This is a genomic window from Massilia sp. GCM10023247 (assembly GCF_042653325.1).
Classification (GTDB): Bacteria; Pseudomonadota; Gammaproteobacteria; order Burkholderiales; family Burkholderiaceae_D; genus Telluria.
This window is the reverse complement of record NZ_JBHSIB010000007.1, coordinates 794,323-808,915: the sequence shown is the minus strand read 5'-3', so window position 1 is coordinate 808,915 and position 14,593 is coordinate 794,323. Positions and strand designations below refer to the sequence as shown.

The 14,593-nt window shown below is 64.8% G+C and carries 11 protein-coding genes and 2 tRNA genes; 7 read left to right on the top strand and 6 right to left on the bottom strand.

All coding sequences use genetic code 11. The features are described from left to right. Positions 1 to 341: 341 nt before the first annotated feature. On the top strand, positions 342 to 2,300 hold the full coding sequence (locus ACFPAH_RS07200; protein ID WP_379742772.1) for an AAA family ATPase: 1,959 nt from the start codon (positions 342 to 344) through the stop codon (positions 2,298 to 2,300). Between the two features lie 81 nt (positions 2,301 to 2,381). Here the strand turns inward: ACFPAH_RS07200 and ybaL are convergent, their stop codons facing one another. Next, complete coding sequence (gene ybaL, locus ACFPAH_RS07195) at positions 2,382 to 4,082, bottom strand: YbaL family putative K(+) efflux transporter (RefSeq protein ID WP_379742769.1); 1,701 nt, start codon at positions 4,080 to 4,082, stop codon at positions 2,382 to 2,384. Positions 4,083 to 4,260: 178 nt separating this feature from the next. Between ybaL and ACFPAH_RS07190 the strand changes: the two genes are divergently transcribed. The 5 genes from ACFPAH_RS07190 to ACFPAH_RS07170 all read left to right on the top strand — a co-directional run bounded on the left by ACFPAH_RS07190 (position 4,261) and on the right by ACFPAH_RS07170 (position 9,512). Continuing rightward, positions 4,261 to 5,454 carry a lipid-transfer protein gene (locus tag ACFPAH_RS07190; RefSeq protein WP_379742766.1) on the top strand — a complete coding sequence of 398 codons (1,194 nt, stop codon included), beginning with the start codon at positions 4,261 to 4,263 and terminating at the stop codon, positions 5,452 to 5,454. Positions 5,455 to 5,461: 7 nt separating this feature from the next. Next, positions 5,462 to 6,616 (top strand): acyl-CoA dehydrogenase family protein, encoded by a 1,155-nt coding sequence (locus ACFPAH_RS07185; protein WP_379743026.1) that lies wholly within the window; start codon positions 5,462 to 5,464, stop codon positions 6,614 to 6,616. 65 nt (positions 6,617 to 6,681) lie between these two features. Next, positions 6,682 to 7,833 (top strand): CaiB/BaiF CoA transferase family protein, encoded by a 1,152-nt coding sequence (locus tag ACFPAH_RS07180; protein ID WP_379742763.1) that lies wholly within the window; start codon positions 6,682 to 6,684, stop codon positions 7,831 to 7,833. A gap of 32 nt (positions 7,834 to 7,865) precedes the next feature. Continuing rightward, positions 7,866 to 9,131, top strand: a complete 1,266-nt coding sequence (locus tag ACFPAH_RS07175) for a DUF445 domain-containing protein (protein WP_379742760.1) — start codon at positions 7,866 to 7,868, stop codon at positions 9,129 to 9,131. Positions 9,132 to 9,200: 69 nt separating this feature from the next. Continuing rightward, positions 9,201 to 9,512: a putative signal transducing protein gene (locus ACFPAH_RS07170; protein WP_379742757.1), complete on the top strand. Its 312-nt coding sequence runs from the start codon at positions 9,201 to 9,203 to the stop codon at positions 9,510 to 9,512. A 50-nt stretch (positions 9,513 to 9,562) separates the two neighbouring features. On the opposite strand, the gene ACFPAH_RS07165 is transcribed toward ACFPAH_RS07170, so the two are convergent. The 5 genes from ACFPAH_RS07165 to ACFPAH_RS07145 all read right to left on the bottom strand — a co-directional run bounded on the left by ACFPAH_RS07165 (position 9,563) and on the right by ACFPAH_RS07145 (position 13,669). Beyond that, positions 9,563 to 9,639, bottom strand: a tRNA-Met gene (locus tag ACFPAH_RS07165). A gap of 63 nt (positions 9,640 to 9,702) precedes the next feature. Beyond that, positions 9,703 to 9,779 (bottom strand) — tRNA-Met (locus tag ACFPAH_RS07160). An 80-nt stretch (positions 9,780 to 9,859) separates the two neighbouring features. Beyond that, positions 9,860 to 10,822 (bottom strand): tRNA (adenosine(37)-N6)-dimethylallyltransferase MiaA, encoded by a 963-nt coding sequence (gene miaA / locus ACFPAH_RS07155; RefSeq protein ID WP_379742754.1) that lies wholly within the window; start codon positions 10,820 to 10,822, stop codon positions 9,860 to 9,862. Beyond that, positions 10,823 to 12,718: a DNA mismatch repair endonuclease MutL gene (mutL, locus tag ACFPAH_RS07150; RefSeq protein WP_379742751.1), complete on the bottom strand. Its 1,896-nt coding sequence runs from the start codon at positions 12,716 to 12,718 to the stop codon at positions 10,823 to 10,825. A gap of 42 nt (positions 12,719 to 12,760) precedes the next feature. Further along, positions 12,761 to 13,669 (bottom strand): peptidylprolyl isomerase, encoded by a 909-nt coding sequence (locus tag ACFPAH_RS07145; RefSeq protein ID WP_379742748.1) that lies wholly within the window; start codon positions 13,667 to 13,669, stop codon positions 12,761 to 12,763. A gap of 186 nt (positions 13,670 to 13,855) precedes the next feature. Between ACFPAH_RS07145 and ACFPAH_RS07140 the strand changes: the two genes are divergently transcribed. Beyond that, positions 13,856 to 14,500 (top strand): VTT domain-containing protein, encoded by a 645-nt coding sequence (locus ACFPAH_RS07140; RefSeq protein WP_379742745.1) that lies wholly within the window; start codon positions 13,856 to 13,858, stop codon positions 14,498 to 14,500. Positions 14,501 to 14,593: the final 93 nt, after the last annotated feature.

The window sequence follows — 14,593 nt, the reverse complement described above, 5'->3', positions numbered from 1 at the left end:
TAGCGGCAATGCTTTAACTCAACTTTGTTGGTTGTTTCGTAACTAGTTTGCAGAAAGAGTAGACCAAATGCTGTTTTCTTTGCCAAGCGTACAACGGATTGCGTTGTCAGGTTTTCTACCTATGACAGCGATCAATAAATTTTAAGCGTCCCGTATACATCTCGGTTTTTTTTAGAGGTATAGTCTTCCCTATCCCATTGCCCCAGGGCATCAAAATGATGCCGAACACACATGTTCGGCATGTCACGGCCTTCAAGAGCCGCCGCCGCTACGATTCCCGTTTTCGGCAACCGCTGTTTGCACTGTCCTACGCGCATCCATACATTTGTAGAGTACCGATAATGCCCAACTTTGCCCGACTTCAGATTGTCTTCAAGAACGTCTATGTGCGCATCGCCGCAGCCCTGGTGCTGGGCGTCGCCGCGGGCGTGGCGATCTACACGGCCGACGTGCCGCAGGATCCGAGCCCGATCGTTCATTCGCAAGATATTTCCGAAATCACCCGCCTGGCCACGCAAAAGGACAAGCTCGACTACCTGATGGTCGCCAAACCGCTGTCCGAGTCGCCACGTTATGTGTTCAAGTTCAAGAACGCACCCGAGCTGCACGTGGTGAAGGTGCCGAGTACCTCGCACCTCTCGCTCGAACGCGAAGTGCTGCTCAAGAATGCCATCCCGTATTCGATCGCCAAGGATGACTTCCTCGCCTCGCACAAGGCTGTGCTCGACGAAGGCGGGACGATCGGCTCGGCCGCGGTCAGCTTCCTGAAACGCTATGCCTTCGAAATCCTGCTGATCGGCCTGATCATCTATTGCCTGAAGTTCGGCATCCCGGGCATGGGCGCGAGCGCGACCATGATCACGCCGGACAAGCTCAAAGGCAGCATGGACGACCTGATCGGCATGGAAGACATCAAGCAGGAAGTGCTGCACCTGGAAGACATGATCCGCAATCGCGAGGAATACCAGTCGCACAACATCGACAAGCCGTTCAACGTCATGCTGACGGGGCCTGCCGGTACCGGCAAGACCAAGCTGGTCGGCTACCTGGCCAAGCGCCTCGACATGCCGCTGATCCAGGCTTCCGGCTCGGCACTCGAGTCGGGCTATGTCGGCGGCGGTTCCAAGGCCTTGAATGCCCTGTACCGCAAGGCTTGCGCCAAAGGTAAATGCATCATCTTCCTCGACGAAGCGCAGAGCCTGTTCATGCCGCGCGGCCGCAGCGAAAAGAAATGGGAAGACGATACCGCCAACACCTTGCTCGGCCTGCTCGACGGCGTGAAAAGCGACAAGGGCCAGGGCGTGATCTGGGTGGTCGCCTCGAACTTCGACGACGCCTCGACCGAGATGGACGAAGCGATGCTGCGCCGCTTCTCGGTCAAGATCAACTTCCGCCTGCCGAACAAGAACGAGCGGCGCGAACTGCTGAGAAGCTTCCTGGCGCGCAAGAAAGAGGGCCTGGTCGACTATAACGACCTCGACCTGGACCAGGTGGCCGAAATCACCCAGAACCTGAGCCCGGCGCTGCTGGAAACCGTGGTCGAGCGCGCATCGATGCTGTCGATCCAGGAGAAAGTGGTGATCAATACCGACCTGCTGTTCCGTGCCTACGAGCGCGCCACGATCGGCATCACCGACCGTGCCACGACGCTTGACAAGCACAAGCAGCGCGAGCGTATCGCCCTGCACGAACTGGGCCACTTCTTCATGCAGATCGATCCGCACCTGCGCGCCGGCCTGAGCCTGGAAGAGGTGAAGGAAAAGTCGCACCTGCTCAAGATCAGTACCGAAGCGGTGTCGAAGATCGGCGCCCTCGGTTATGTGCTGCAGTCGGGTGACGACATGTCGCTGCGCACGCTCGAAGAACTCGAGCGCGACGTGATCGGCCTGTACGGCGGCATGGCGGCCGAAGAGCTGTTCTACGGCGCCCGCGGCATTTCGGTCGGCGCCCAGAACGACATCGAAAAAGTGACCAAGATGCTGAACCTGATGGTCAACCGCCTGTCGATGTATTCGCGCTCGAAGATCGACTACAGCCAGCTGAAGAACGACGCCAGCGGCGAGCACACGCTGCGCCAGATGGAAGAAAAGGCGGACGAGCTCTACAGCTACACGCTGGGTGCGATGCGCGACTACCGCGCGATGATCGAGTCGCTCAAGGACACGCTGCTCGAGCAGTACGTGCTGTCGAAGGACGCCGTGTTCGCGCTGCTGGAAGAGCGCAAGGAGCTGCTGCACTTCGCACCGAAGCATGCGAGCCTGAAGCTGTGCAGCGAGACCGGGGAAATGGTCGCGGCCTGAAGCCAAGACAGCAAATAAACATGCCCGCCGTGCGTTCGCGCCGGCGGGCATTTTTCATGCACGGTCTGATTGCCGCCGCAATCAATGCGCGTGCTGCGGCCCCTTCAAGGTGGCCAGCACATAACGCGTCATGCTGCCCGCCAGCTCCTGTTCGCCCAGGAAGACGGTGCCGCCGGTGTCGGTGCGCAGCAGCGCCGCTTCCTCTGCGTTGTGGGTACGGACCACGCAGCGGATCGCCGGGTTGAGTATCTTCGCGGTCTCGATCATGGCGCGCACGTGGAAGGTGTCGGGCGTGGCGATCACGAGCACGGCCGCGTGCGCGATGTGGGCCTGGATCAGCACCGCCGGTTCGGCCGCGTTGCCGACCACGGCCGGCTGGTCCTGGCGGCGCAGCGTGTCGACCAGTTCGCGGTTCTGCTCGGCGACCACGTAGTGGATTCCCTGGGCGGTGAGCTCGGCGGCGATCATGCGTCCCACGCGGCCGTAGCCGACCAGCACCACCTGCTTGCGCAGGTGCTCGTGCGGCACCGTCATCGGCAGCTCGGCCAGCGGGTCGGGCGAGGACTCGAGCTTGCGCACGGCCTCCGAATTGGCGCGCAGCCAGCGCTGCAGCGGCTCGATCGCCGTGAACAGCAGCGGATTGACGGCGATCGAGATGATCGCCCCGGCCAGGATCAGGCTCTGGCCTTCCGCCGGCATCAGGCCCAGCGAAATGCCGAGCGCGGCCAGGATGAACGAGAACTCGCCGATCTGCGCCAGGCTGGCCGAGACCGTGATCGCGGTATTCAACGGGTAGCGCAGGGCCAGCACCAGCACCATCGCCGCGATCGACTTGCCGAAGATGATCACAAGGACCACCGCCAGCACCTTCAGCGGGCTCTCGACCAGCACCATCGGGTCGAACAGCATCCCGACCGAGACGAAGAACAGGACCGAGAAGGCGTCGCGCAGCGGCAGCGATTCCTCGGCGGCGCGGTGGCTCAGGTCCGATTCGCGCAGCACCATGCCGGCGAAGAAGGCGCCCAGCGCGAACGAGACGCCGAACAGCTCCGAGGAGCCGTAGGCAATGCCGACGGCGGCCGCGATGACGGACAGCGTGAACAGTTCGCGCGAATTGGTCTTGGCGACGCGCCACAGGAACCAGGGGAACAGCTTGCGTCCGACGATGAGCATGAAGGCGACAAAGGCGCCGACCTGCAGCAGCGTCTTGCCGAGGGCGAACAGGAGCGAGGTCTCGCCGTCTGCGCTCTTGCCGCCGAGCGGGCCGGCGAGCGCCGGCAGCAGCACCAGTACCAGCACCGTGACCAGGTCTTCGACCACCAGCCAGCCGACCGCGATGCGCCCGTTCATCGAGTCGAGGATGCCGCGCGACTCCAGCGCGCGCAGCAGCACCACGGTGCTGGCCACCGACAGCGCCAGGCCGAACACCAGTCCCGCGCCCAGGCTCCAGCCCCACAGGTGGGCCATCCCGATGCCCATCGCCGTGGCGACGGCGATCTGCAGCACCGCGCCGGGCAGCGCGATCCGGCGCACGTCGAGCAGGTCGCGCAGCGAGAAGTGCAGTCCCACCCCGAACATCAGCAGCATCACCCCGATCTCGGCCAGTTGCGAGGCCAGCGACACATCGGCCACGAAACCCGGCGTGGCCGGCCCGATCACGATCCCGGCGGCCAGGTAGCCGACCAGGGCCGGCAGTTTCAGGCGCACGGCGATCATCCCGAACAGGAGACCGAAGCCGAGGGCGGCAGCGATGGTGGTAATCAGGGTGAGTTCATGCTGCATGCAGTACAGCTCCTTATCAAAGTGAAATCGCGACAGTATAAGCGACATGACGACAGGTTCGAGAAAATAGAGGACTACTTCCAGTGGCCGGCGGCGCCGGCGCGCGCGTTGCTGGCTATAATCGTTTGCATAAAAGGTTTGCATCCGCCGCAGCCCGCCAACAGACCCAGGAGACAGCATGAACAAGGTATGCGTGACCGGTGTCGGGATGATCCCGTTCGCCAAGCCCGGCGCCAGCGCCCCCTACCATGAGATGGCGGCCAGCGCCGCGCGCGCCGCGCTGCAGGACGCCGGCATCGACTACCTGGACGTCGAGCAGGCCTATGCCGGCTACGTATACGGCGACTCCACCTGCGGCCAGAAAGCCTTGTATGGCGTCGGCATGACCGGCATTCCGATCGTCAACGTCAACAACAACTGCTCGACCGGCTCCACCGCGCTGTTCCTGGCGCGTCAGGCGATCGCCAGCGGCGCCGCCGACTGCGTGCTGGTGCTCGGCTTCGAACAGATGAGCCCCGGCGCGCTCGGCTCGGTGTTCGCCGATCGTCCCACGCCCTTCGACGATTTCGACGCCGTCACCGACCGCCTGGTCGGCAAGCCCGAGATCCCGCTGGCGCTGCGCTACTTCGGCGGCGCGGGCCTGGCGCACATGGAAAAATACGGCACGCCCCTGGAAGCCTTCGCGCGCATCCGCGCCAAGGCCAGCCGCCATGCCGTCAACAATCCGCTGGCGCTGTTTCGCAAGGAAGTCAGCACCCAGGACGTGCTCGACGCACCGATGATCTGGCCCGGCGTGATGACGCGCTTGATGGCCTGCCCGCCGACCTGCGGCGCCGCGGCGGCGGTGCTGGTCTCGGAAGATTTCGCGAAAAAGCGCGGCCTGCGTGCCGACGTTTTTATTGCCGCACAGGCGATGACGACCGACCGCGCCAGCACCTTCGAGGCGAACGACATGATGCGCCTGGTCGGCTACGACATGAGCCGCGAAGCCGCGAACAAGGTTTACCAGCAAGCGGGCATCGGCCCGGAAGATATTGATGTCGTCGAGCTGCACGACTGCTTCGCCCACAACGAACTGATCACCTACGAAGCGCTCGGGCTGTGCCCGGAAGGCGGGGCCGACAAGTTCATCCTGGATGGCGACAACACCTATGGCGGCAAGGTCGTCACCAATCCGTCGGGCGGCCTGCTGTCGAAGGGCCACCCGCTCGGCGCCACCGGTCTCGCCCAGTGCTTCGAGCTGACCCACCAGCTGCGCGGCAGTGCCGGCGCGCGCCAGGTCGAGGGTGCGCGCACCGCCTTGCAGCACAACCTGGGCCTGGGCGGCGCCTGCGTCGTCACCCTGTATCAATCGGCGTCCCAGGCAGCGTGAGGACATGATGGACCTGACCCCATCCTGGATGAACCCGGAGCTGGAATCCTTCCGCGACGCGGTGCGCCGTTTCGTCGCGAGCGAGGTCGCGCCGCACGGCGAGCGCTGGCGCCAGCAGCAGCACGTCGACCGCGAACTGTGGCGCAAGGCGGGCGAAATGGGCCTGCTCGCGGCCGACATTCCCGAGGAATACGGCGGCTCGGGCGGCAACTTCGCGCATATGGCCATCGTGTTCGAGGAACTCGGCTACGCCGGCGACATGGCCTTCGGTTTGCACGTGCACGCGATCGTCGCCCATTACCTGCTCAACCAGGGCACCGAAGACCAGAAGCAGCGCTACCTGCCCAAGCTCGCCAGCGGCGAGATGATCGCGGCCATCGCGATGTCGGAGCCGGGCGCAGGTTCCGACCTGAAGGGCATCCGCACGGTCGCCGTGAAGGGCGCCGACGGCTACCGCATGAGCGGCTCGAAGACCTTCATTTCGAACGGCTACCTGGCCGACCTGATCCTGGTGGTCGCGAAAACCGACCCGGCCGCCGGCGCGAAGGGCATCTCGCTGATGCTGTTCGAAACCCGCGATGGGGACCGCAACGCGGCGGGCTTCCGGGTCGGGCGCATCCTGGAAAAAGTCGGGCAGAAGGGGCAGGACACCTGCGAACTGTTCTTCGACGACGCGCAGCTGCCATTCGAGAATGTGCTCGGCGGCCAAGAGGGCAGGGGCTTTGCCCAGCTGATGACGGAATTGCCCTATGAGCGCACCATCATCGGCGTGGCCGGCGTGGCCGCCATCGAGCGCGCGCTGCGCCTGACGGTGGAGCATGCAAAGGAGCGTAAGGCCTTCGGCCAGGCCCTGATCGAGATGCAGAACACGCGCTTCGTGCTGGCCGAGATCAAGACCGAGGCCACGGTGGCGCGCATCTTCATCGACCGCTGCGTGGAAGACATGCTGGCCGGGCGCATGGACACCGTGCGCGCCTCGATGGCCAAGTACTGGATCTCCGACCTGCAGTGCAAGCTGGTCGACCAGTGCGTGCAGCTGTTCGGCGGCTACGGCTACATGCTCGAATACCCGATCGCCCAGATGTACGTCGACGCCAGGGTCCAGCGCATCTACGGCGGCGCCAACGAGATCATGAAAGAGATCATCGCCCGCTCCTTGTAGGGTGGAGGGGGGCGCTGAGCCTCCCGACTCCAGCGCAAAGCTCGATCAAACGCAAAGGTGCAGCCATGCCCGGACCCCTAAACGGCATCAAAGTCATCGAACTGGTCGGCCTCGGCCCTTGTCCCTTCGCCGCCATGATGCTGGCCGACATGGGCGCCGAAGTCATCCGCATCGACCGCAAACCCAAGCCCGGTGCCGCCACGCCCTTTCCGATGCTCGGCACCAAATTCGACGTCATGGCGCGCGGCCGCCGCTCGCTCGCGCTCGACCTGAAGCACCCCGAGGCACGCGCGCTCGTGCTGCAACTGGTCGAACGAGCCGACATCCTGATCGAGGGATTCCGTCCCGGCGTCATGGAACGCCTCGGCCTCGGCCCCGACGACTGCCAGGCGCGCAACCCGCGGCTGGTCTACGGCCGCGTCACCGGCTGGGGCCAGGACGGCCCGCTGGCGCAGGCCGCCGGCCACGACCTGAACTACATCGCCCTGTCCGGCATGCTGCATGCGATGGGCCGCGCCGATGCGCCGCCCAGCCCGCCCCTGAACCTGGTCGGCGACTTCGGCGGCGGCGGCATGATGCTGGCCTTTGGCGTGGTCTGCGCCGCGCTGGAAGCGCGCAGCTCGGGCAAGGGGCAGGTGGTCGACGCCGCCATGACCGACGGCGCGGCCCTGCTGGGCGCCATGATGGTCGGCCTGCGCGCCTGCGGCGCCTGGAGCGACGCGCGCGAGGCGAACCTGCTCGATGGCGGCGCCCCGTTCTACGATACCTATGCCTGCCTCGACGGCAAATTCCTGTCGGTCGCCGCGCTCGAGCCGCAGTTCTATGCCCAACTGCTGGAGCTGACGGGCGCCGCCGACCCGGACTTCGGCAAGCAATGGAGCCAGCAGCGCTGGCCGGAACTGAAAACCAAGTTCGCGGCCTTGTTCGCCACCCGCACCCGCGACGACTGGTGCGCGCTGCTGGAGGGGTCCGATGCCTGCGTCGCCCCGGTGCTCGACATGGCCGAGGCGCCGCAGCATCCGCACAACCGCGCGCGGAGCACCTTCGTCGAGATCGAGGGCCTGGTACAGCCGGGGCCGGCACCGCGCTTTTCCCGTACCGTGCCCGAAGCAGGGCAGGCCGGCGCCGCGCCCGGCGCGCACAGCGCCGCCATCCTGGCGGACTGGGGCTGGAGCCTCGACGCAATCGAAACGCTGAAACGGGCCGGGGTCATATAGGATTCGATTTCACGATGAGCTGATACGGACCCATGACCAAAGAGCGTGAACTCGACAAATCCAAGCGGCTGGCGCTCAGTTTTTTCATCGGCGCCGCCTTGCTGTTCGTACTGAGCTTCTTCCTGCCCCAGAACTGGTGGACCGGGTTATTGAAAGCGTTTTCGGAAGCGGCAATGGTCGGCGCCCTGGCCGACTGGTTTGCCGTGGTGGCCCTGTTCAAGCGGGTGCCGATTCCGGTGGTGTCGCGCCATACGAACATCATCCCGAACAACAAGGTCAAGATTGCCGATAACCTGGCGCTGTTCGTGCGCGAGAAATTCCTCGATACCGAATCGGTCGTCAGACTGATCCAGAAGCACGACCCGGCCCAGAAGGTGGCCGACTGGCTGGTGAAACCGGCCAATACCGAACACATGGGCGGCTACCTGGTCAAACTGGCGACCTGGATGCTCGACTTTACCGAGGATTCGGCGATCCAGAATTTTCTGCGCCGCGCCGTGCACACCATGGTCGGCAGCGTCGATTTGTCGAAGTCCGCCGGCACCATCCTGGAAAGCCTGACCCGTGGCGGGCGCCACCAGGAATTGCTGAACGAGGGCATACGCCAGCTGGCGCATCTGCTCGATAACAGCGACACCCAATCGTATATCTCGCAAGGCATCGTCGACTGGCTGCGGGAGGAATATGCCTTCATCGAAAAGATGCTGCCCTCCGAACTCATCGGCCGCAAGGGCGCCGATATCGCGGTGCGCCTGGCCTCCGGCATCCTGAGCAAGGTCGCCGCCGATCCGCAGCACCCGCTGCGCGCGCGCTTCGATACCTTTACCAAGGAATTCATCGAGCGCCTGAAAGCCGACCCGCAGTTTTCCAGCAAGAGCGAGGAAATCAGGGATTACCTGCTCAACGACGACACCCTCAACAATTATCTGAAATCGCTGTGGGGCGACCTGAAGTCCTGGCTGAAACAGGACCTGGAAAGCGAAGACTCGACCCTGCGCCTGCGCATGCAGGCCACCGGCGCCTGGCTCGGCAAGACCCTGGCGGAAGATCCGCAGCTGCGCCAGTCGCTCAACGACAACCTGGAACTGGCCGCGCGCGCGGCCGCGCCGGAGTTCGCCGTCTATCTGACCCGGCACATCGCCGACACGGTCAAGAATTGGGACAGCGCCGAGATGTCGGAACAGATCGAACTCAATATCGGCAAGGACCTGCAATTCATCCGCATCAACGGCACCATCGTCGGCGGCCTGATCGGCGTGACGCTGTACTTGCTGTCGTCTTTGCGCGCTTTCGTATAACGCCCAACGCGGCGCTGGGCGCGGCCGGGGCAGGGTAATATCGCTGTCAACGCGACAACAGGAGAAGTCATGGAACAGGCACTGAATGCATGGTTGGCCGCCCATCCCGAGATCGAGGCCATTCCGGGGCGCGACCTGTTCATCGTCGCGCGTTACCTGGTGCCGATGGAAGCGACCCTGATGCAGGGCTGCCTGGAGGCGTCCGGCATCCCGGCGGTATTGGCCGACGCCCACCTGATGCAAACCGATTTATTGTTGGCGCCGGCGCTGGGCGGGGTGCGCATCCTGGTGCCGTCGACTTATCTGCAGCAGGCGCAGGCGGTGATCGAGGCGTTCGGGCGCGGGGAATTCGAACTCGACGACAATACCGCGTATGAATGAAAAAACCGCCGGCTCTTGCGAGGCGGCGGTTTTCATCATTGCTGCTTGTCTGGTGGTGATAGGTGGACTTGAACCACCGACCCCAGCATTATGAGTGCTGTGCTCTAACCAACTGAGCTATATCACCTGAAAACGCTGTAAAACAAAATGGCTCGACTCGCGTGAGCCAAGCCATTCGTTTAAAAATTCTTGGTGGTGATAGGTGGACTTGAACCACCGACCCCAGCATTATGAGTGCTGTGCTCTAACCAACTGAGCTATATCACCAAAGCGAACGACATTATCCAAGGCGCCGCGCCCGCTGTCAAGGCTGTGTGTGTCGAAGGCGCGGCTTTTTCGCGGCGCTGTTACTTTGGCAAGCGCTCCAGATAGGCCAGGATCTCGCCTGCCGGGTCGGGCCCGAGGAAGTCGATTACGATCCGGTCGGGCATCGCGCGCAGCCAGGTCAGCTGGCGCTTGGCGAGCTGGCGCGTGGCGATGATCCCCGTTTCGCGCAGCGCGGCGCGGTCGATCTTGCCGTCCAGGTAGTCCCAGGCCTGGCGATAGCCGACGCAGCGCATCGAGGGCAGGTTCGGCGACAGGTCGCCTCTAGCGCGCAGGCGCGCCACCTCGGCGACGATGCCGTCGTCGTCCGACTCGCCCAGCATCTGGTCGAAGCGCAGGGCGATCCGCTGGTGCAGGATGCTGCGGTCAGGCGTTTCGAGCGCGAACGACACCAGATCGAAAGGCAGCTCGGGTTTCGCGCGCCGCGCCAGCAGGGCCGACATCGGTTTGCCGGTCAGTTCGATGATCTCGAGCGCGCGGTTGATGCGCTGGGCGTCGTTCGGCGCCAGGCGCGCGGCGGTCACCGGGTCGAGCGCCGCGAGCTTCGCATGCATGCCGGGCCAGCCGATGCGCGCCGCCTCCGCGTCGAGCGCGATGCGCAGCGCAGGGTCGGCGGTCGGCAGGTCGTCCAGCCCCTCGCTCAGCCCCTTGAAGTACATCATCGTGCCGCCGACCAGCAGCGGCAGGGCGCCGCGCGCGCTGATCTCGGCCACCAGGCGCAGCGTGTCGGTGCGGAACTGCATCACCGAATAGGCGTCGAGCGGGTCGATGATGTCGATCAGGTGGTGCGGCGCGCTGGCCAGTTCGTCAAGCGTGGGTTTCGCCGTGCCGATGTCCATCTCGCGATACACGAGGGCGGAATCGACCGAGATGATCTCGACCGGGCGCTCGCGCGCGATGCGCAGCGCCGCTGCCGTCTTGCCCGACGCGGTCGGGCCCATGATCGCCACCGCCAGCGGCTTGGCGTGCTGTGTGTCGATGCTCATTTATTGGCCGCGCAGGAACAGTTTGTCGAGCGCGGCGATCTCGAGCTGGACCCAGGTCGGGCGGCCGTGGTTGCACTGGTCGGCGCGTTCCGTGCCTTCCATCTGGCGCAGCAGGGCGTTCATTTCCGGAATCGAGAGGATGCGGTTGGCGCGCACCGCCGTGTGGCAGGCGAGGGTGCCGAGCAATTCGTTCCTGCGCTCGATCAGCACGCGCGAGCCGCCGAATTCGCGCACGTCGCGCAGCACGTCGCGCGCCAGCGTCTGGGCGTCGGCATTCCTCAGCAGCGTCGGTACGGCGCGCACGGCCAGCGTGGTCGGGGACAGCGCGGCGATGTCGAAGCCGAGCGCCTTCAAGGTCTCCTGGTGGTCGGTGGCGGTGGCGACCTCGATGGCGTCGGCGAAGAAGGTCACCGGGATCAGCATTGCCTGCACCTGCATGTCCTGGCCCTCGACCCGGGCGTCGAGCGCATTTTTCAGCTGCTCGTACAGGATGCGCTCGTGCGCCGCGTGCATGTCGACCAGCACCAGCCCCTTGGTGTTTTGCGCCAGGATGTAGATGCCGTGCAGCTGGGCCAGCGCAAAGCCGAGCGGGAAGTCGTCGTTGGTCGGCGCGTTCGACGTGGCCGGCATCGGCATGGCCGAGCTCGCGCCGGGCCGCTCGCCCGCGTCGGCGAACAGGGCGCCGTAGTTGGCCGTGCTCTGCGCGACACCTTGCGTGGCCGGCGCATCCCAGCGGCTGCCCGGCGGGAACGGGGACGGCGAAAAGGTCGGCGAGGCGTGTTCGCGCAGCTGGGTACCGAACGAGGTCTGCTCGTGCGGGCGGCGCCAGTCGGCGCCGGACGGTGCGATCTCGGCCGCCGTCAGGGGCGCCGGCACGCTGCCGTGCGCGGTCGCCGAGGTTTGCGCCAGCGCGCGCTGCACCGCGTGGAACACGAACTGGTGCACCGCGCGGCTGTCGCGGAAGCGCACTTCGATTTTCGAAGGGTGCACGTTCACGTCCACCAGCGCCGGGTCGAGGTCGAGCGCCAGCACATACGAGGGGAAGCGGTCGCCATGCAGCACGTCCTGGTAGGCGGCGCGCACCGCGTGCACGAGCAGCTTGTCGCGCACATAGCGCCCGTTCACGTAGAAGAACTGGCCGTCGGCGCGCGCCTTCGAGGCGGTCGGCAGGCCGGCGTAGCCGTGCAGGCGCAAGGGACCGGCCGCTTCGTCGATAGGCAGCCGCGCCTCGGCGAAATCGGACCCCAGGATCTGGGCGCTGCGGCGCGCCATCTCGCACACGTTCCAGTGGTCGATGGTGCGCCCGTTATGGGTCAGGCTGAACGCCACGTCCGGGCGCGCCAGGGCGATGCGGCGCACGACCTCGGCGCAGTGGCCGTATTCGGTCTGCTCGCTTTTCAGAAACTTGCGGCGCGCCGGCGTATTGAAATACAGGTCCTGGACGTCGATGGTGGTGCCCAGGGGGCCGGACGAGGGCGTGACCGTGCCCAGGTGCGAGCCGACGATTTCCCAGGCATGCGGCGCGTCGCTTGTCCTCGAGGTGATCGACACCGCCGCCACCGAGGCGATCGAAGCCAGGGCCTCGCCGCGAAAGCCCAGCGTGGCCACATTTTCGAGGTCGGTGAGCGAGGCGATTTTTGAGGTCGCATGGCGCGCCAGCGCGAGCGGCATTTGCTCGGCAGCGATGCCGCGCCCGTTGTCGGTGATCGCGATGCGCTTGACGCCGCCTTCTTCGAGGCGGACCGTGATCTGCGTGGCGCCCGCGTCGAGCGCGTTTTCCAGCAATTCCTTGACGACGGCCGAGGGCCGCTCGACCACTTCGCCCGCGGCGATCTGCGAGATGAGCTGGTCGTTGAGCTGCTGGATGGGGCGGTGGGTAGGCACAGGCGCGTTCATGCCGCGATTATACGCGCGGCCATTGGCGCCAGCGCTACGGGTTTATTTTTGTTCGCGCACCGGAATTGGCGCATTGCACAGGTCGATATGACCGGCCGCGACCTTGGTCCACGGGCCGCCGCGGTTGCGCTGGGCCTCGACCACGCGTCGGTAGGTCGGGCTCTCGGTGCGCATCACCTCGAACTTGCTGCGCTCGGCTTCCGGCAGGTCGGCCGCCACCCGGAAGGCCTTGATCGGCACCTGCATCTCCGGCTTGTCGAAGAAGCCCATCGGCGCCGGGCCGCGCGGCACCGTCGCTAGCAGCGGCATGCCGGACACGACGCGGCCGACCACCGTGATATTGCGGTCGAGGTGGCGCGGCGACTGGCCGGTGACCACATACAGGGCGGTGCCGCCGCCGCTGTCGGACCCGTTGTCGCGGCCGACGCCGACCATCGCATAGCAATGGGCGAGCCAGGTTTCGCCCTTCTTCGGGTCGCGCCCGACCGGGAAGCCGTTCGAATGGCCGACCTGCGGCGCATAGCCGTCGACGTCCTTCAGGCGCGTAAAGGCGCTGTCGTTCTTCAGCGGCACCGTGAACTCGGCCGGCAGCGTCTTCTTCGCGTGCTTGACCGGGCGCGGGTTCTCCTCGTCCGGGTCGCCCCACTGGACGACGAAATTGTCTTGCGAGCGCAGGATGACGAGGCCGTCGAAATAGCCCTCGCGCGCCAGCGCCTTGATGTTGCGGGCATGGTTCGGTGCGAAGGTGGGTGCCAGTTCGATCACGACGCGCCCGGCGGGCAAGTCCATGTACAGGGTGTTCTCCGGGTCGAGCGCGCGCCAGTCGGCCGCTTGCGACGCCTTGACGATGTCGCCGACGCTCGGCTTCGGCGGCAAGGGTTTCGGTTCCGCCGCATAGCCACTGCCGCCGGCCAGGGCCAGGCTCATGCCAAAACCCAGCTGTACTGCCATTCTCGCTGCCTTCATCTCCACTCCCGATTGTTATGAATAATTTGTATTGCGTGGCAATTGTAATCGGGAAAATCCTCGGTTTCGGAAACTTCGTACGGGCTCGGAAAGCAGGCCTTGCCTTGCCCGGGCGGGGGAATGGGGAGGGCCGACTAATGGTATGATTCGCCGTTACCGTTTAGGAAAAATATGGATCTGATGCAATTGTTCGACATGATTCTTCATGTCGATAAAACGTTGGGCATGCTGCTCGCCCAATATGGCATTTATGTCTACATCGTCCTGTTTGCCATCGTGTTCTGCGAGACGGGCCTGGTGGTCTTTTTTATCCTCCCGGGCGACACCCTGTTGTTCATCGCCGGCGCTTTCTGCGCCACCGGCCAGATGAGCTATCCGCTCCTGATGTCGCTGCTCATCGTTGCAGCCATCACCGGCAACACCCTGAATTACCATATCGGCGAGGCGGTCGGCGAGCGCATGTTCACCCAGAATTACCGCTGGCTGAACAAGGATGCGCTGCACCGCACCCACGATTTCTTCGAAAAGCATGGCGGCAAGACCATCATCCTGGCGCGCTTCGTGCCGGTCGTGCGCACTTTTGCCCCATTCGTGGCCGGCGTGTCCGACATGACCCATGGGCGCTTCCAGCTCTTCAACGTGATCGGGGCCGTGGCCTGGGTGTCCAGCCTGGTTACCGCCGGCTATTTCTTTGGCAATAGTCCGATCGTGCGCAATCACCTGACCCTGATCGTGCTGGTGGGCGTCAGCCTGGCGCTCGTGCCGCTCGCGATCGGCGGCCTGTACAAGGTCGGACGGCGCATGCTCAGCCGCTGACAGCACAGCGGCGACCCACTGCGCGAATGACGGCAAGCGCCGGATGGTTCCGGCGCTTTTTCGCCTGCATGCTCAAGTTTCCGTGCGGAAGCG

Excerpts from the sequence above, each read along its gene's own strand:
- ybaL (WP_379742769.1), bottom strand. The coding sequence starts at position 4,082 with ATGCAGCATGAACTCACCCTGATTACCACCATCGCTGCCGCCCTCGGC.
- ACFPAH_RS07190 (WP_379742766.1), top strand. The coding sequence starts at position 4,261 with ATGAACAAGGTATGCGTGACCGGTGTCGGGATGATCCCGTTCGCCAAG.
- ACFPAH_RS07140 (WP_379742745.1), top strand. The coding sequence starts at position 13,856 with ATGGATCTGATGCAATTGTTCGACATGATTCTTCATGTCGATAAAACG.
- miaA (WP_379742754.1), bottom strand. The coding sequence starts at position 10,822 with ATGAGCATCGACACACAGCACGCCAAGCCGCTGGCGGTGGCGATCATG.
- ACFPAH_RS07145 (WP_379742748.1), bottom strand. The coding sequence starts at position 13,669 with ATGGCAGTACAGCTGGGTTTTGGCATGAGCCTGGCCCTGGCCGGCGGC.
- ACFPAH_RS07185 (WP_379743026.1), top strand. The coding sequence starts at position 5,462 with ATGGACCTGACCCCATCCTGGATGAACCCGGAGCTGGAATCCTTCCGC.
- ACFPAH_RS07175 (WP_379742760.1), top strand. The coding sequence starts at position 7,866 with ATGACCAAAGAGCGTGAACTCGACAAATCCAAGCGGCTGGCGCTCAGT.
- mutL (WP_379742751.1), bottom strand. The coding sequence starts at position 12,718 with ATGAACGCGCCTGTGCCTACCCACCGCCCCATCCAGCAGCTCAACGAC.
- ACFPAH_RS07180 (WP_379742763.1), top strand. The coding sequence starts at position 6,682 with ATGCCCGGACCCCTAAACGGCATCAAAGTCATCGAACTGGTCGGCCTC.
- ACFPAH_RS07170 (WP_379742757.1), top strand. The coding sequence starts at position 9,201 with ATGGAACAGGCACTGAATGCATGGTTGGCCGCCCATCCCGAGATCGAG.
- ACFPAH_RS07200 (WP_379742772.1), top strand. The coding sequence starts at position 342 with ATGCCCAACTTTGCCCGACTTCAGATTGTCTTCAAGAACGTCTATGTG.